The organism is Peribacillus sp. FSL E2-0218, from assembly GCF_037992945.1.
Classification (GTDB): domain Bacteria; phylum Bacillota; class Bacilli; order Bacillales; family DSM-1321; genus Peribacillus; species Peribacillus simplex_B.
The window spans coordinates 3,198,503-3,215,548 of record NZ_CP150304.1 but is presented as its reverse complement, the minus strand read 5'-3'; the positions used below and the strand labels follow the sequence as shown (position 1 = coordinate 3,215,548).

The window sequence follows — 17,046 nt, the reverse complement described above, 5'->3', positions numbered from 1 at the left end:
AGGGCGCCCTCTCTTTTCGTTATCTCCGATGCTCCACAAGGTCAATGACCCCTAACACAACATGTGCCAAACCGAAACCAAAGACGGTATTGGCGACCATTTTGTTTGATCCGCGAGTCTGCTTCATGGCATAACCCGCTGCTGTTACGGCTGTCCCTAACGCTGTTGGAATTAATCCTTCACGAATGTCCATCGTTTAATCCCTCCACATCGAAGTTGGTGCATCTCATCATGAAGCACCTTTCTTAGTGTAACCTCGGCAAGACCATACCATTCCTGTCCATTAAACAGGTTCATGGCTTCATTGTAGCATACCGGGAGCATTTACATGAGCCTGCACAGTTCGTCACCTAGTTTTCATTAGAATGAACAGATTAACAACTCCAGTTGGCTGTCACCATTTAATGATCTTCCGGCTAAGCATGAATTCTACTTCGATGGGGGCTCCGAGGAATTTTAGTAACGCTAAAAACTACGAATTTTCACCAAAGTTATTTCTACGGCGGGATCAATTGCTAGGATAACATGAACTAATGAGGGAAGAACAGAAGAGGTAGTAGTCAATAATAAGACGATCCCCTGTAACTTACAATGAATAGTGGGCTGGGGTACACCCTGGCCAGGGATGGAGGCACAGCATAGAAGACGGAAATGGAATGGGTAAGAAAAGAAATCCCTCCCTTTTTACTGGAAAATATAGTATGATATTTTCATGCTTTATTTCCAATAAGGTTTAAACACCATCGTAACAAGGAATATAAACCATGAAAGCTAAGGACGCAATCCATGATACAGTCGGCAGTCAAGAGAGAAGGAGCGGGATGACCATGTTTATCATCTGGTTGGCTATTGCCATTTTTTTATTTTTTATTGCTTTAGAACTTGGTGTTTCTTATTGGCTCAATTCCGAAATGGATGAAAAACTGTCTAAACCTCAGGTAATGCTTCATAATATCCGGGAGAAATTAGTCAGGAAGCGTGTTTCATGAATGAAGAAGGGGATGCAGAGTTCACTCTGCATCCCCTTCGTTCAATCAATTGCTCTCGGTTGTATCTTTCTTGATTTGCCACCAAACATGTCCGTCATCGGCTAAAAGATCATCGGATGCAAGCGGACCTGTAGATCCTGCAGCGTAGTTCGGGAAAGACTCTTCTTTCGTATGCTCCCATGCATCGGAAATCGTGTCGACAAACTTCCATGAAAGGGCAACCTCGTCCCAATGCGTGAAGTTTGTAGCATCTCCGCGCATGCTATCAAACAAGAGCTTCTCATACGCCTCTGGGGAATTGATATGCTCGATCCCTTTGTTGGATACTGTCAGCTTCATTGGCTTCGTATTTGAAGTCGTTCCGGATTTCTTGACATTTAAGTATAGTGTGATGCCCTCATCAGGCTGGATATTGATAACGAGCAAGTTCGGGTTCAAGGTTTCTTCCGTTTTGTAATACAAATTCATCGGAATATCCTTGAATTGGACAACGATATTCGTTGATTTTACATCCATCCTCTTACCGGTGCGGATATAAAAAGGAACACCTGCCCAGCGGAAATTATCAATCAGCAATTTCCCTGCAACATAAGTTTCCGTATTGGAATCAGGATTTACGTTATGTTCGTTGCGGTAACCCGGCAGTGTTTTTTCATCCACCGTTCCTTCCCCATATTGGCCGCGGATGAAGTATTTATCGACTTCGTCGACCTTCATTGGCCGCAGCGAACGCAATGCCCGCACCTTTTCGCTGCGGATCTCTTCCGTCGTCAAGGCGATCGGAGGCTCCATGGCAAGCAAGGCTACCATCTGAAGAAGATGATTTTGGACCATATCCCGTAGTGCGCCGCTCGTTTCATAATAACGTCCGCGTTCTTCAACGCCTAGCGTCTCACTGGAAGTAACCTGGATGTTGGAGATATATCGATTATTCCAAAGCGGTTCGAATAGCGCATTCGAAAAACGGATGACTTCGATATTTTGAACCATCTCTTTACCTAAATAATGATCGATACGGTAAATTTCGTCTTCGGCGAAGGCCGTGCGGATCTGCTCATTCAATTTTTGGGCTGTATCGAAACTATGTCCAAATGGTTTTTCAATGACCAGGCGCTTATACCCTTTCGATTCAGTCAGGCCTTGCGCCTTGATTTGTTCGGCAATCGTCCCGAAAAACTCAGGTGCCATCGCTAAATAGAAAATGCGGTTTCCCTCTAATTGATATTGACCATCCAATTCCTCGGCAATCCCTTTTAATTGCTGATATGACTCCGAGCTCGAAACGTCATGGGAATGATAATGGAAATGGGAAATGAATTCATCGACTTTTTCTTCCGCGTGACCGAACGTAAGAATGGAGTCTTTGACACTTGATTGAAACTCCTCGTTCGTCAAGGATCTCCTTGCTACACCCACTACCGCGAATTTGTTGATTTTATCTTTTTGAAACAGCCGATATATGGAAGGAAACAATTTCCTTTTTGCCAAATCTCCAGTAGCACCAAAGATCATGATCAATGCCGTTGGTTTATTATTTTCTGTCATGTTAAAACCTCAACTTTCCGTTAATTCTATCTCTAAAGTTGGAATTCCCGTATGTGTACCAATTTCTAATTTTACGATTAGCTTTCCCTCAAAGCAATCAATTTGCGCATTTTTTCTTATATTTCATAAAAAGTTTAATCTGATCGCGGTTTTAGTCGGTCATAAATGAAAGAACCTCCATGGTTATGCTATAGTTAAGCTATTAACGTTGGCAACGGAGGTAGGATCAGTGGATTTTGTTTTATTGGGTACAGGCGCCGGTGTACCGGCCAAGGCGCGCAATGTGACGTCAATCGCCCTGCAATTACTGGAAGAGCGGGGGACCGTTTGGTTATTCGATTGTGGTGAAGCGACACAACATCAAATTTTAAAAACGGCAGTCAAACCGCGAAAGATCGAAAAGATATTCATCACCCACTTACATGGCGATCACATCTTCGGCCTCCCTGGGCTGTTAAGCAGCAGATCTTTTCAGGGCGGAGTGGAAAAATTGACCGTATATGGTCCAAAAGGGATCGATGCTTATATTAAGACAAGTATACTTGTGAGTGGCACTCATTTGAAATATCCATTGGAAATTGTCGAAATCGAAGAAGGCATCGTGTTTGATGATGACCAATTCACCGTGACGGCCATGCCGCTGGATCATGGCATATTCAGTGTCGGTTACCGGATTAAAGAGAAGGACCGTCCAGGAAGTCTGCGTGTGGACCTGCTGCATCAAGCTGGCGTTAAACCAGGTCCGCTTTATAAAGCATTGAAGGATGGGCAAACGGTCCGACTCGAGGATGGCCGTGTCTTGAACGGGAAAGATTATTTGGGGGCTCCGCAAAAGGGACGGATCATCACGATCTTAGGAGACACAAGAGTGTGTGATAATGCCCTGGTACTTGCTGATTCGGCAGATTACCTGGTTCATGAAGCTACATTTTCTGCAGAAGAAACGGAAATGGCCTCTAGTTATTACCATTCGACAACCGTTCAGGCTGCAACAACGGCCTTGAAAGCAGGAGCCAAGCATTTAATCCTTACCCATATCAGCTCACGGTATAGCATCGAGGATTCGGAGAGGTTAAAGGATCAAAGCAAGGCAATCTTCGCAAATACGATCATGGCAGAAGATTTGATGACGATCAAGATTCCTTTATATGCTGAGAAAGAGGGAAGCTGAAATCAACTCGAATGTTTGATATAATGATACAACTGTTCATTGGATATTTAAAGGAGTGTAACCTATGACTGATCAAAGCAACTTACATACTAAAGCAATGGATTTCCTTTTAAAGACAAGCCGTACTTTTTTCATTCCGATCAGCTATCTCCCAAAAGGATTACAAGAGGCGATCGGAGCTGCCTATCTGTGCATGCGTGCCATTGATGAGATCGAGGATCATCCAGGCCTCCCGGCAGACAATAAGATTTCCCTGTTACAGGCGCTAAGCGGGCTGCTTAAGGTGGATTACCGTGAAGAAGAACTTCAATCGTTATTCAAGCCATATAAGGACGATTTGCCCGAGGTGACCTTGCTTTTGGCTGATTGGATTCAGTATTGTCCTCAAGGAGCGAGAGCCAAAGTTTTGGAGTCCACACGGGAAATGGCCGAAGGCATGGCGAAATGGGTGAAGAAGGACTGGCAAATACATGATGAAGCAGAGCTTGATGATTACACCTATTATGTTGCAGGTTTAGTGGGGGTCATGCTTTCTGATATGTGGAACTGGTTTGATGGAACCGAAACGGATCGTGAACTTGCCATCGCATTCGGCCGTGGGCTCCAAACGGTCAATATTCTGCGTAACCGGGAGGAAGATGCAGAACGCGGGGTGAATTTTTATCCGGATGGCTGGGGCTTCGAAGAGATGCTATCGCATACGGAACATAATTTAGCACTAGCGGATTCTTATATTGCGGAGATAGAAACGAAGGAAATCATCCATTTCTGTAAAATCCCTTTGGAATTAGCAAAAGCTACATTGAAGGCATTAAAAGAGGGCAAAGAAAAAATTGATCGTGCCACTGTAACCGAGATCGTGAATCAAGTTGTCGAACATTGACCATTCCAAAAAAAGCTGCCGTGAAAAGGTGATATTGCCTTTCGCGGCAGCTTTTTTTGAATTCTATCATCCGATAACTCAAAATATTCTAAAAAGTTAAAAAATATATTGGAATAATTGGGACTAAACGATTATAATTTAACACATATACGCGAAAAAACTGGCGTGAGTGGAAAGTGCTGATCTTAATAAGTAAAAAGCGGGGGGAAAATATGAAAAAGAAATTATATTCGACATTAGCAATGACTTTAGTAGCAGGATTAACATTGGCTGGGTGCGGGAGTGACAAGGAAAAAGATACGGCGAAGGATGGAAACAAAACGGAAACGTACGATATCGGAGTGACCCAATTCGTTCAGCATGACTCACTGGATCAGGCATATAAAGGGTTCAAGGCGGCATTGAAGGACAGTGATGTCAAGGTCAAGTATGATCTCCAAAATGCGCAGGGCGATCAAAACAACAATCAGACAATTGCCACTAACTTTGTTGGCGATAAAGTCGATTTGATTTTTGCCAATTCGACTCCAAGTGCCCTAAGTGCTTTAAATGCGACAAAGGATATACCGATCGTATTTACATCGGTCACAGACCCAGTGGCGACGGAACTGGTTACCTCTTTGGACAAACCAGGCGGGAATGTGACAGGTACGACCGATTCACATCCGGAAGCGATTGCCAAATCCATGAAATTCCTGGCGGAAGAACTGGGCGCCAAGACAGTTGGAACCGTTTATAATACAGGGGAGCAAAATTCCGTCGTTCAAATCAAAAACGTGAAAGAAGAGGCGAAGAAGGCGGGATTGAAAGTCGTGGAAGCATCCGTTTCCACTTCAGCCGACGTTAAACAGGCAACGGAATCATTAATCGGGAAAGCGGATGCTTTTTATATCATTACCGATAATACTGTAGTCTCGGCATTGGAATCGGTCATTTCGGTTGCGAATGACGAAGATATCCCGCTGTTCGTTGGCGAGCTTGATTCCGTGAATGCCGGCGGCTTCGCAGCCTATGGCTTCAGCTACTTCGATATTGGCTATGAAGCTGGGCAAAAAGCGGTTGAAATCTTGAAGGATGGCAAAAAACCTGGAGATATCCCGGTTCAATATCCACAAAAACTGAAGTTGGTCATCAATGAAAAGGCAGCAAAAGAAATGGGTGTTGAAATAAAAGAGGAATGGAAAGCAGATGCTGAGTTTGTAAAATAAACGCTGCTTTTGTTCGGGGAAGGAAGAAGAATATGCCTACAGCCTTATTCAATTCTTTTGAGTCGGGAATGATTTACGCGATTATGGCACTTGGTGTCTATTTAACATTCAGGATCCTCGACTTCCCGGATCTGACGGTCGAAGGAAGTTTCGTGACCGGTGCCTCCGTATCCGCCATTATGATCGTTAACGGATACTCGCCGATCGTGGCCACCTTATGTGCGCTGCTGGCCGGATTCATCGCTGGGGCCATAACGGGGCTCCTTCATACCAAGGGGAAGATCAATCCGCTCCTGGCAGGTATCTTGATCATGATCGCCCTCTACTCCATCAATTTAAGGATCATGGGGGCCTCCAACATCCCTTTGCTGTCCCAGACTACCATCATCACGAAAATCCAGGATGCCTTTGCCGGCACTGGGTTGGACAATATGTTGAATGGTCTTTTATCGATCGTTGGCCTCGGCGACAGCCTGCCGAAAACGTGGTCGGTTTTGATCGTCATGCTGATCATGGCGTTAATCATTCAAGTGGGGATGTCCGCTTTTTTAAAAACGGAGATAGGTCTTGCGTTACGGGCGACGGGGGATAATGAAGCGATGGTCAACAGTTTTTCCGCCCATACCGGCAACATGAAGATTCTGGGGCTGGCAATCGGCAATGCACTTGTCGCTTTCTCGGGATCTCTTGTTGCCCAATATAACGGCTTTAGCGATATTGGCATGGGAATTGGTATCATCGTCATCGGATTGGCCTCCGTCATCATTGGCGAAGCGTTGTTTGGTGCAAAAACGATTGCCCGTGCGACGCTTGCGGTGATCGGTGGAGCGATCATTTACCGCATCGTCGTGACCTTGGCCCTTCGGGTGAAATTCCTTGATACAGGTGATGTTAAATTAATTACGGCACTAATTGTGATCGGGGCACTTGTCATTCCGAAAATTTCCGATAAACAGAAGGAAAAGAGCCGGAAGAAAAAGCGCCTCAAGGAAATTCAATTGCGCCATGGAGGCACTCTATCGAAAGGCGGGGAAGGATATGCTTCGGTTAAATCAGATTTATAAGGTCTTCAATGAAGGGACACCGGACGAGAAGCTTGCCCTTGGGAATCTTGAATTGCATATGACAAAAGGAGAGTTCGTAACGGTCATCGGAAGTAACGGTGCCGGGAAATCGACATTGATGAATATGATTTCCGGTAAAATCCTTCCTGATGCCGGTGAAGTGTTCATTGATGGACAGAACGTTTCTGCGATCGAGGAGCATGCCCGTGCCAAAATGATCGGCCGTGTGTTTCAGGATCCGATGCTCGGTACGGCCCCGCATATGACAATCGAAGAAAATATGGCCATTGCCTATGGCAGGACCAATAGAAGAGGCCTCGGCTTCGGCGTGACCAAAAAACGGAAGGAGCTATTTAAAGAAAGCTTGGCTACTCTCCATTTAGGATTGGAAAATCGCATGACTGCCAAGGTCGGATTATTATCAGGCGGGGAGCGTCAGGCCTTATCCTTGTTGATGGCCACCTTCACCGATCCGAAAATCCTGCTTCTTGATGAACATACAGCCGCTCTCGACCCGTCCAGGGCAGAGCTTGTAACAAATCTGACGAAGGAAATCGTCGAAAAAAACCGGTTGACGACCTTGATGGTCACTCATAATATGCAGCAGGCAATAGATCTTGGAAATTCCTTGATCATGATGGATAAAGGGCAGATCATCTTTGAGGCAAGAGGGGCTGATAAGCAGAAGCTTACGGTTGAAAAACTGCTTAACGAATTCCAGCGGATTAAAGGCGAGAAAATGATCAATGACCGTGCCGTTTTAATCTAAGATGAAAAGGCCTGACCCAAAGGTGAAGCGAACCTTGGGTCAGGCCTTTTCAATGTATGGACCGGTAAGGAAATGGCGTCATTGTGCCAATCATGAATTTAATCGCTGTCTGCCGTGCTCCATGAAGCCGAATCACTCTTTCGGCCATTGCCGAAAATCATTTTCATGAACGGTCTTTTTTTCGTTTTTTTGGTGGCGGCGGTTTCTTCAGCAGCAAGGAAGTAATCAAATGGCGGGACTGTTGGCGTTTCTAGCGCTTCGATTCGGGCTTCGAGCTTTTTTACGAGTTTGTGCATTTCTTCCATTTCACTTCTGTGCTGTAAAAGCTGATAGGATACCACATCATCCGCTTTTGTTTTCAAACCATTTTCAAGCCGGATGACCCGTTCCATCAGCTGTTCATGTTCTTTTGACATTTCAGGGTGTTTCTGGACGGTTGCTTTTCTGATTTTACTCTCTGATATGCTGACCTTCTGGAGAATGATGCCCTCGTTCAGCTGATTTTGGATTTTTCTTAACAAGGCAATGTCTTCCTCTGAAAACTGGTAGTGGCCAAGCTGATTCCGTTCTACTTCCATGTTCAATTGGCTAACCCAACGTTGGATTGTACTATGGGAAACATTCAGTAACCGGGCAACTGCACTTGTATTCATCGAAATTCCCCCTTTATGGTTGTTGAATTCGATAAGGAAGAAGCAATTCCTTTACAGTTGACAAAACTTGTATCCATTCGGCAAAGAAAGTGGATTTCCTACGTAATTTGCATGAAGGATCAATCAATGAGGCAATTTCCTAAGGAGAGTTTGCTGGCTGGCTCATTCTGAAAAAGGATATTTGCTTTTGATGTCGAATACCCCTTGCATAACCAAAAAAAGGAGGAATACCATGAACAGGATTAACCTTATTACGTTAGGTGTAAAGGATATGAGTAAATCTTTAACATTTTATCGGGATGGATTAGGGTTTCAGACATCGATTAAAGAGGATGCGCCTTCCATTGTTTTTTTCAATAATGCGGGAACGAAACTTGCTTTGTACCCTTTAGAGGAGTTAACGAAAGATATCAGCGAGCTGGAGCCACCGAAGCGGGGTGGATTTTCGGGCATCACGCTTGCTTACAATGCCAAATCGGTTGAAGAAGTGAATGAGGTGATGGCAAAGGCCGAAAAGGCAGGAGGGATAATCGAGAAAACACCTCAAGAGGTGTTTTGGGGAGGATACAGTGGCTACTTTTCCGATCTTGATGGGTACTATTGGGAGGTGGCGTATTCGAAGGATTGGCGTTTTGATGACCAAGATATGCTGATCATAGAGTGAGCGTTTAAATGGTTGCACCCGCAGGTATTCCTTCATCCTGAAAAAAGCTGTTGCCTCGCCACTCCAAGCAAGATAGGGGGGCGAGACAACAGTTCATCCTCATCGGCCCTACTGGGGGACGACATATTTAGCAAGTTCTTTGCTTATTTGATCACCCATTCGCTTCGATTGCTCAGTCGCTTCCTGTACACAGGCAATGAAGGCTTCCTGTACTTGGTGAGCTTGCAGCTGTTTCAAACCTGCTTCAGTCGTGCCGCCTGGTGAGGTTACTTCCTTCCTGAGCACGGCAGGCGTTTTAGGGGACTTCTGCAACATATCGGCCGCACCCAGCAATGTTTGAAGAATCAATTGTTTCGCCGTTTTGGAATCGAGACCAATCGTTTCGGCTGATCGTTCCAATGCCTCGACCAGGTAATAAATATAAGCCGGACCGCTGCCTGATAAGCCCGTTACCGCATCGAGCTGACTTTCTTCAACGATTGCGACCGTTCCTACCGTTTCAAACAGGGTGATGGCCGTTTGTAATTGCGCCTCTTTCGTATGGCCATTAGCGGCAAGTGCCGTTGCTGACTTTCCTACGGTTGCCGATGTATTGGGCATGGCTCGGACGATGGAGAATTGCTTGTTGGCGATTCCCTCCAAGCTAGATGTGTGAACGCCGGCCACTACGGAAATGAACAGCATTTCTTCACGAATGTAATCTTTTATTGATTGCATCGTTTCTAACATATCTTTCGGTTTCACTGCGAGGACGACAAGGTCCGCGTCCTGCAATAATGCCTGCAGCGATCTTGTAGTGGTCACCCCATACTGTTCCTTTAAATAATTGAATCTGTCATCATTTGTTTTATTCGTTACGAAAATATTTGCAGGCTGTATTACCTGTTGCGTCACCAGCCCCGAAATGATTGCTTCTGCCATCGATCCAGCGCCGATGAATGCGATTTTCTTCATGATTTCCGCTCCTTTTCTTCTTTCTAAAAACAAAAAGACCCCTCATCCAATAAAGGACGAAAGGTCTCGCTTCCGTGGTACCACCTTTGTTCAGCTTCCTAATAAACAGGAATGCTGCACTCGCATCCTCTAACGCGGGATTTACGTCAGGTTTTCCTGAAGGCTCATAAGGTAGGTTCAATCATGAGAGGGCGATGAAGCCTTTCAGCACATTCCGGGCTTCATTCTCTTTACGCCATCAATAAATTTACTTGGCCTTACTCAAAGCCATGCCGTCTTTAATTACTTGTGATTATGAAGGATATATCGTTACTCTGTCAATGATAATATATGTATCGGCGTCAAAAAATAGACATGAATTATGTGAAAATAATGACAGTATTAAAAAATATATGTAAAATAGTGATTATACATTGATTTACTTGTTATGTGTACTAAGAATTTGGTTTGATGAAAAAAATTTTTTATATAAATATAATTTCTAAGGTGGAAATGATTATGGTGAACTGGAATGGAGATATTGCAAAAATTGCTTTGCCCACACCGTTTGCAGTGGGTGATGTAAATGTTTATGTAGTGAAGGGGGATGCATTAACCCTCATTGACACGGGCGTTAAAACGAAACGATCAAAGGAAGCGTTGACTCAAGGACTTGCGGATTTGGGCCTGGAGTTGACCGATATCGAACAAATCATCTTGACACATCATCACCCCGATCATGCCGGCGCACTCGACTTCTTTGCAAAGGAAATCCCGGTCTATGGACATAAAAACAATCAGCGCTGGCTCGCCATAAGTGATGATTTCCTTGAAAACCATAATCGTTTCTTCCTTGATTATGCCTCGAAGTTTGGAGTCGCCGAAGAGTTGAAAAATAAATTGATCCATCATCGCGACGAAATCCGTTTCCTTAGTGAACGAAAGCTGCAGGGGTATTTGGCCGAGGGCGATGAACTGCCTGGACTTCCAGGCTGGAAAGCGATTGAGACTCCAGGGCACGCCCAAAGTCATTTATCCTTTTATCGCGAAAGTGACGGTGTCATGATTGCCGGTGATCACTTGCTTGCCAAGATTTCACCTAATCCGCTGATGGAACCGCCTATCCTTCCGGGGGGGATAAGGCCGCGGCCATTACTGCTATATAATGCTTCACTTCAGAAAATATTGGGCTTTTCCATATCGATGGTCTACTCGGGACATGGTGATGAAGTGAAAGGCGATGCGGTGGCCGACCTGATTCAATATAGATTCGAGCGGCAGCATAATCGGGCGATGCAGGTGAAAAGCATGCTTTCCGATAAGCCGTTGTCGGTCTTTGAGGTGTGTAAGCAGTTGTTTCCGAAAGTATATCTTCAGGAAGTGGGCCTTACACTTTCGGAAACGATCGGTCAGCTGGACTATTTGGAAAATCTGGGTGAAGTCGAAACGGAAATCCAAGCTGGGGTCATTCTTTATTCAATCGCTTAATGGTCTAAAAGGAGGGAAACTTTTTGAAAAACTTGCAAGGGAAAGTAATCGTGATCACCGGTTCTTCCGGAGGGATTGGCAAGGAAGTGGCTATCGAAGCGGCAAAGCAAGGCGGCCGTCTTGTGCTTTTGGCGAGAAGCCTGGATAAATTACAACAGGTAAAGAATGAGCTAATCACTCGTTATGGGATCGATGCATATGCCTTTAAGCTTGACGTGTCAGATACCGAGCAAATCACATCGGTATTTCATGACATTCATACGCAAATAGGTGAAGTGGACGTATTGGTCAATAACGCTGGCTTCGGGACATTTAAAGAAGCGCAGGATACGGGAATAGACGAAACGAAAGCGATGTTTGCCGTCAATGTGATAGGATTAATGGCCTGTACAAAGCAAGTCCTTCCCTATATGAAGCAGAGGAAATCAGGGCATATCATCAATATTGCTTCACAGGCAGCTAAAATTGCCACTCCTAAATCAACTTTGTATTCTTCGACTAAATTCGCCGTACTCGGCTATTCAAATGCTCTTCGGCTCGAGCTGATGGAAGATCATGTTTATGTAACCACCGTCAACCCAGGGCCGATAGAAACGAATTTCTTCGGCATTGCCGATGAATCGGGTACATATGTAAAGAATGTTGAAAAATTCATGCTTAAACCTGAGCGTGTCGCGACTAAAATCGTCGCGGCGATGCTGACGAACAAGAGGGAAATCAATCTCCCAGGCTGGATGGATTTTGCTGGGAAATGGTATACCTTGTTTCCGGGAATCACCGAATTTTTAGGAAAAAAAGCATTTTTTAAAAAATAATTCATGTACGGATCCATATCCAAGCGTTCAGACAGAAGGGTTTTGAAATGGAAACATTTCGAAGCCTTTTTTTTGAAGCCTGTATAAGAAAGTCCTCATACATATTGCAGGGGAAAACGAACGGTCAAAGTACAAACCTCCAAATCTGTAAGCAATTGGGACGTCACTTTCGTTTTAAAGCAAAGTGGGGAGTGTAACGGTCAAATTGTAAAAATGAAAAAACAGCAGACAAGCTCCATTTTGATCGGAGTTTGTCTGCTATATCGAAGACCTTATTTTGGTGTGATCGTTTTTCGTCATTCATCCATGCATGCACACTATCTTAATGCTATGTAAACTTCAATTTCTCCATTAGGGTAATATTTTTCGAAATCAAATGAATATGCCCTTTCCAATGTACCCGCATCCTCACGAGCCCATATTTCTTTCCAGGTGTTGATGACTCCATGTTCTACCTTTGTATCCACGATGAAGATTTCATATTTTACGTTATTCGGAATTTCCAGTGAAGGTTCCCCATCATCATCTTCAACAGTTATACTTAATGAATAATCACCTTTATAGTCACTTTCATACTTATGATATACAGCGTGGGTAATTCCCTGGTGATCAGCCAGACGATCGGAAGCCTTCTGCCATAATTCCGTAATCCTTTGCATCAAACGTTCGTCATTAAAATTATTGGTTCGTATGCTGTTTATGACTTTTAATTTCATGTGTTTTCTTCCTTTCAAAAGTTAGTATGTACTAATTCTATAAAAACACGTGAATTCCCTTCCTAAGATGACTGAATCATCAGGTATCGAGATCCCATTTTCCTTACAAAAAACGAGGTACGGATCCTATTTTTGCGATGGGATATTTATTTTTAATCGATTGGTAACCAAATCATGGTGAATTGCGTCTATTTCTTAGGAGGGATTTTCATGAAGAAGATGGTGAACCTTTATATGTTTTTGCTGGTCGTCTGCATGCTGGGGGGCTGTCAAACCTCCGATTGGAACAAGGAGGACATTGATAAGGGAGAAGAAGGCTTCATTACGGATCTTGATGATAGAAGGCTCCTGATTAAAGGAACGTACTATAAGGTGACCAATGATACATATATTCAAGATCAACATGGAAAGAACCTCGATTATTCCGAGTTGGAGGTTGGGATGAAAGTGAAGCCGTGGCACAGGGGCGGGGTCACGAAAAAAACATTTCCTGGGAAAGCGAAAGCAGAACTGATTCTTGTTTTGACGGATGAGAAAAGCGCAGCCGAGCAGCGGGCGGTCACTGCTGCCCTCGAGCATGTCAGCGAAGCCGACAGTCAGCGATTCATCATTCTTGAAGTCACTCATCTGCCGTCAGAGCATGTGTACACGATCGAAATGATGAATCGTTCCAATATGGATTCTTCCTTCATGGTGACTGTAGAGGATGTAACGGATGAAATCTTATATTTAAAATAGTGTAGGAGCAACCGGGGCAGGTTCCTTTGACAATGAGGTGATGAAGATCACGGATTGTGGATTCACGGTTTCTTAGTTCATTGTCATTCACTGCGGTCCACACCTAAAAGTACCCTTCAAGGGTCTTTTTTTGTTCGGGCTCAAACAATGAAATGGCCTAAACAAAATAAAGAGCCGGACAGAAGATCTATCCGGTTCTTTGACGTATGGGGTTTATAAAGTTTTTGCACCTAAATACCTTGGTTTCCAATAAGAATTATCCATATCCGTGATGGTTACTCCTTTTGAAGTCGAAGCCTGAATGAATTGGCCATTCCCGATATAGATGCCAACGTGTGATACACCTGTTCTTCCGGAAGAAGTATCAAAGAATACAAGATCCCCCTTAGAAGGTGACGAAACTTTTAAACCTGTATTGGAATAGAGCAAGGATGTGGTACGCGGAAGGGTGATTCCTTGTGACTTCTGGAACACGTAATAGATGAAGCCGGAACAATCGAATCCAGCCGGAGTCGTTCCGCCCCATTTGTACGGTTTGCCCATCAAGGTTTTTGCATAGTTGATCATGCTTGTATTATTGACTTTATAAACGCCAAGTGCATTGAATGTGGCTCGGCCGGCGATTCCGTCGGCTGTTAGGCCTTTAGCTTTTTGGAATTTTTTTACTGATGATGTGGAATAGGTTCCATAATATGTAGTCAGTGAACCTGAATATGTGAAATAACCTTTGGTTTTTAAAAGTTGTTGTAGTTGTTTGACATCGCTATGTGTCATTCCGGGTCTGAGGGTTTGGTCTCCAATATTAGCAAAGGCTTGCAGTGGGGTTAGCGTCATGGCAGAAGCAACAGCAGCTGAAGCGATCCATTTCTTCATTATTTTCATTTCCTCTCTATCTATCTCACGATTGTTCTTAACAATATTATCCTACAATACCATTATGACAATTAGACATATTTTTAGTTACAATTACATTACAAAAATTAGATATAAAGACCTAGATAAATGTCAGGCGAAAGCCTATTGAAATTAACTGTAATATAGAAGAGTCAGTAAGCATTTGGATTCATTTCCAATAATTCAAGCTACGAATTGTTTGATTATAAAAAAACTATATGGGTATACAGAGAAATATTGGATATTCATCCATTGTTAGGATGAATATATTTTCTTGAGGAAATTGCAATAAAAAGTAGAAAATTGGCTGAAAACTTCCATTGAACAAGAACGTATATTCGGTTAAAGTAATGAGTATAATATAAGCGAACATATATTCTTGTTAGAGCGGATGGATGATGGATGATGGATTATGGGACGATGCCGAACCACTCAATTATGTGTATCGATATGAAGAGCTTTTATGCAAGCTGTTCAGCGGTCATGCTTGGTTTGAATCCGCTTGAGTGTTATCTGGCGGTGGTTGGTGATTTGCAAAGGACGGGGAGCATCGTGCTTGCTGCTTCCCCAAAGATGAAGAAGGAATTTGGCATCAAAACGGGTTCGCGGATGTTTGAGATTCCGAATGATCCAAGGATTGTCGTCGTTGAACCGAAAATGGCAACCTATTTAAGGGTCTCGACGGAAATCACCCGGCTGTTCAACCGTTATGTGCCCAAAGAAGCGATTCATGTATATAGCGTGGATGAAAGTTTTGTGAAAGTCGATGGGGCGGCTTCTTTATGGGGAGATGCCCGGATGATAGCCGGAAAAATAAGAGATGAAATCGAAAGGGAATTACAGCTTCCCTGTGCCATTGGAATTGGTCCGAACATGCTTATGGCTAAGCTTTGCTTGGATTTAGAAGCCAAGCATGAAGGGATTGCCGAATGGAAGTATGAGGATGTGCCAAACAAGCTTTGGCCGATTTCCCCGCTTCGTGAAATGTGGGGCATCGGCAGGCGTGTGGAAAAAACCCTTCATGGAATGGGGATATTTACGGTTGGGCAGCTGGCCAATTATGATCTTGAATTACTTGAAGCGAAGTTTGGCATTATGGGCAATCAGCTTTACCACCATGCGTGGGGAATAGATTTATCGGAGATGGGGGCACCGATTATCGAGGGACAGGTGAGCTTTGGCAAAAGCCAGATTCTGCTGCGGGATTACAAGGAAGAGCATGAAATCAAGCAGGTGATGCTGGAGATTTGCGAAGAAGTCGGAAGAAGGGCACGCACCCATCACAAGGCAGGCAGGACGGTCAGCCTGGGCATTGGTTACAGCAAGGATGAATTTGGCGGAGGGTTTCAGCGCTCCCGTTCAATAAGCGAACCGACCAACATTACGATGGAGCTGTATAAAGTTTGCCTGGAGCTTTTCCGTGAAAACTATACCAAGCAAAAAACGGTTCGGAGCATAGCGGTCACACTCTCGAATATTGTCGACGATAACGAGATGCAGCTGACTTTATTTGATATGTCGCGCTGGAAAAAGCGGGAGCTGAGTTACACGGTCGATCGAATTCGCCATAAATATGGATCGAAAGCGTTATTGCGTGCCGTTTCGTATACAGAAGCGGGTACAGCCGTTTACCGAAGCAGGCTGCTTGGCGGACATAAAGCGTGAGGCTGGAATTTTGAAGGGAGAGGAAAAGGATGATTCGTGATCGAGGCCGTATCAAATGGACATCGATGATGCTGCCGGAGCATGTGAAAATGCTGCGGGATTGGGCGGGGGAGGATGGTTATGAAGCGAAGCGCACCCTTGATGAGCAGCAGCTGGAGGAAATGAATGCCGTGATGGGGGAGGCGATGGAGGGGAGAAAGGATGTCACGATTGCTCATTATGAAGGAAGCCGGTATCAGCTGTTAATTGGCCGGATCCATTATTATAATGAACTCAGTCAAAAACTCCATATCGTCGATCATTTCCAGCAGGCCCACTATATCAAGCTTTCTGATATAGCGGATGTGAGGATAATGGAAGGCTGATGCGGAGGGACCGCCTCTTTTAGAAGGAGGCAAATCGCTTGAAACAAAACAAATCGGCAATCCAAGAACATCAGTGGAGCAGGCAGATTCGTTAACAGCGGCGTTTTTATCGTTTATAATGGGGGCAGGCAAAGACATCGGGAGGCATGTAACATGTATATTGAATGGACGGAAAGAGCGGCAGGGAAAATAGCCGATAAGCTAGAGGGACGAAAAGGACATTTACAGTTGAAATATGACACGGATGGCTGCGGCTGCGTTGTAAGCGGTGTGACGGCGTTATGGCTAGTCAACGAAGCGGAGGAAGGGACCGAAAAGGTGGAAACGAACGGTATCCCTCTATTCGTGGAAACATCAAAAATGATTTTTCTCGATGAAAGCATGAAAATAGACTTTGTACCGGAAGCGAACAGTTTTCAGTTGAAAAGTCCGAATCAAATCTTGAATCCTAGAATGAGCTTTTTTAACAAAATGTAAATGAAGAAA

The 17,046-nt window shown here is 44.2% G+C and carries 19 protein-coding genes; 13 read left to right on the top strand and 6 right to left on the bottom strand.

Annotated elements, in window-relative coordinates; translation table 11 throughout:
• Nucleotides 1-19: 19 nt before the first annotated feature.
• Nucleotides 20-193, bottom strand: a complete 174-nt coding sequence (locus MHI53_RS15460; protein WP_034308217.1) for a hypothetical protein — start codon at nucleotides 191-193, stop codon at nucleotides 20-22.
• 571 nt (nucleotides 194-764) lie between these two features.
• Between MHI53_RS15460 and MHI53_RS15455 the strand changes: the two genes are divergently transcribed.
• Nucleotides 765-989: a hypothetical protein gene (locus tag MHI53_RS15455; protein WP_061144376.1), complete on the top strand. Its 225-nt coding sequence runs from the start codon at nucleotides 765-767 to the stop codon at nucleotides 987-989.
• A gap of 45 nt (nucleotides 990-1,034) precedes the next feature.
• On the opposite strand, the gene zwf is transcribed toward MHI53_RS15455, so the two are convergent.
• Entirely contained in the window at nucleotides 1,035-2,534 is a 1,500-nt protein-coding gene (gene zwf / locus MHI53_RS15450) for a glucose-6-phosphate dehydrogenase (protein ID WP_340371687.1), read from the bottom strand.
• 229 nt (nucleotides 2,535-2,763) lie between these two features.
• Here zwf and rnz point away from each other — a divergent pair, with 229 nt between their 5' ends.
• From rnz to MHI53_RS15425, 5 genes are all read left to right on the top strand, one after another.
• Nucleotides 2,764-3,705, top strand: coding sequence for a ribonuclease Z (rnz, locus tag MHI53_RS15445; RefSeq protein ID WP_340371686.1), 942 nt, complete (start codon nucleotides 2,764-2,766; stop codon nucleotides 3,703-3,705).
• Nucleotides 3,706-3,769: 64 nt separating this feature from the next.
• Complete coding sequence (locus MHI53_RS15440; protein ID WP_061144373.1) at nucleotides 3,770-4,588, top strand: phytoene/squalene synthase family protein; 819 nt, start codon at nucleotides 3,770-3,772, stop codon at nucleotides 4,586-4,588.
• Between the two features lie 212 nt (nucleotides 4,589-4,800).
• The gene (locus MHI53_RS15435; RefSeq protein WP_340371685.1) at nucleotides 4,801-5,796 is read left to right on the top strand and encodes an ABC transporter substrate-binding protein; all 996 of its coding nucleotides are present in this window, start codon (nucleotides 4,801-4,803) and stop codon (nucleotides 5,794-5,796) included.
• Nucleotides 5,797-5,828: 32 nt separating this feature from the next.
• The gene (locus MHI53_RS15430) at nucleotides 5,829-6,860 is read left to right on the top strand and encodes an ABC transporter permease (protein WP_061144371.1); all 1,032 of its coding nucleotides are present in this window, start codon (nucleotides 5,829-5,831) and stop codon (nucleotides 6,858-6,860) included.
• Nucleotides 6,835-7,629 (top strand): ABC transporter ATP-binding protein, encoded by a 795-nt coding sequence (locus MHI53_RS15425; protein ID WP_340371684.1) that lies wholly within the window; start codon nucleotides 6,835-6,837, stop codon nucleotides 7,627-7,629. The genes MHI53_RS15430 and MHI53_RS15425 overlap by 26 nt, the downstream gene beginning before the upstream one ends.
• 98 nt (nucleotides 7,630-7,727) lie before the next feature.
• Here MHI53_RS15425 and MHI53_RS15420 read toward each other — a convergent pair whose 3' ends face one another.
• Nucleotides 7,728-8,282 carry a MerR family transcriptional regulator gene (locus MHI53_RS15420; RefSeq protein ID WP_061144369.1) on the bottom strand — a complete coding sequence of 185 codons (555 nt, stop codon included), beginning with the start codon at nucleotides 8,280-8,282 and terminating at the stop codon, nucleotides 7,728-7,730.
• A 232-nt stretch (nucleotides 8,283-8,514) separates the two neighbouring features.
• On the opposite strand from MHI53_RS15420, the gene MHI53_RS15415 reads away from it, so the two are divergent.
• A complete protein-coding gene (locus MHI53_RS15415; RefSeq protein ID WP_061144368.1) occupies nucleotides 8,515-8,946 on the top strand; it encodes a VOC family protein in 432 nt (143 codons plus the stop codon).
• Nucleotides 8,947-9,054: 108 nt separating this feature from the next.
• On the opposite strand, the gene proC is transcribed toward MHI53_RS15415, so the two are convergent.
• Nucleotides 9,055-9,900, bottom strand: a complete 846-nt coding sequence (gene proC / locus MHI53_RS15410) for a pyrroline-5-carboxylate reductase (protein ID WP_061144438.1) — start codon at nucleotides 9,898-9,900, stop codon at nucleotides 9,055-9,057.
• Between the two features lie 498 nt (nucleotides 9,901-10,398).
• Here proC and MHI53_RS15405 point away from each other — a divergent pair, with 498 nt between their 5' ends.
• Nucleotides 10,399-11,367: an MBL fold metallo-hydrolase gene (locus MHI53_RS15405; protein ID WP_340371683.1), complete on the top strand. Its 969-nt coding sequence runs from the start codon at nucleotides 10,399-10,401 to the stop codon at nucleotides 11,365-11,367.
• 23 nt (nucleotides 11,368-11,390) lie between these two features.
• Nucleotides 11,391-12,182 carry an SDR family oxidoreductase gene (locus MHI53_RS15400; RefSeq protein WP_061144366.1) on the top strand — a complete coding sequence of 264 codons (792 nt, stop codon included), beginning with the start codon at nucleotides 11,391-11,393 and terminating at the stop codon, nucleotides 12,180-12,182.
• Between the two features lie 317 nt (nucleotides 12,183-12,499).
• Here the strand turns inward: MHI53_RS15400 and MHI53_RS15395 are convergent, their stop codons facing one another.
• Nucleotides 12,500-12,898 (bottom strand): effector binding domain-containing protein, encoded by a 399-nt coding sequence (locus MHI53_RS15395; protein WP_061144365.1) that lies wholly within the window; start codon nucleotides 12,896-12,898, stop codon nucleotides 12,500-12,502.
• 210 nt (nucleotides 12,899-13,108) lie between these two features.
• On the opposite strand from MHI53_RS15395, the gene MHI53_RS15390 reads away from it, so the two are divergent.
• Complete coding sequence (locus tag MHI53_RS15390; protein WP_061144364.1) at nucleotides 13,109-13,636, top strand: hypothetical protein; 528 nt, start codon at nucleotides 13,109-13,111, stop codon at nucleotides 13,634-13,636.
• A gap of 213 nt (nucleotides 13,637-13,849) precedes the next feature.
• Here the strand turns inward: MHI53_RS15390 and MHI53_RS15385 are convergent, their stop codons facing one another.
• Nucleotides 13,850-14,509: an NlpC/P60 family protein gene (locus tag MHI53_RS15385; protein ID WP_340371682.1), complete on the bottom strand. Its 660-nt coding sequence runs from the start codon at nucleotides 14,507-14,509 to the stop codon at nucleotides 13,850-13,852.
• Between the two features lie 423 nt (nucleotides 14,510-14,932).
• Here MHI53_RS15385 and MHI53_RS15380 point away from each other — a divergent pair, with 423 nt between their 5' ends.
• The 3 genes from MHI53_RS15380 (at nucleotide 14,933) to MHI53_RS15370 (ending at nucleotide 17,037) form a co-directional block, all read left to right on the top strand.
• A complete protein-coding gene (locus MHI53_RS15380) occupies nucleotides 14,933-16,195 on the top strand; it encodes a UV damage repair protein UvrX (RefSeq protein ID WP_340371681.1) in 1,263 nt (420 codons plus the stop codon).
• Nucleotides 16,196-16,224: 29 nt separating this feature from the next.
• Nucleotides 16,225-16,560: a YolD-like family protein gene (locus MHI53_RS15375; RefSeq protein ID WP_061144361.1), complete on the top strand. Its 336-nt coding sequence runs from the start codon at nucleotides 16,225-16,227 to the stop codon at nucleotides 16,558-16,560.
• A gap of 153 nt (nucleotides 16,561-16,713) precedes the next feature.
• Nucleotides 16,714-17,037: an iron-sulfur cluster biosynthesis family protein gene (locus tag MHI53_RS15370; protein WP_340371680.1), complete on the top strand. Its 324-nt coding sequence runs from the start codon at nucleotides 16,714-16,716 to the stop codon at nucleotides 17,035-17,037.
• Nucleotides 17,038-17,046: the final 9 nt, after the last annotated feature.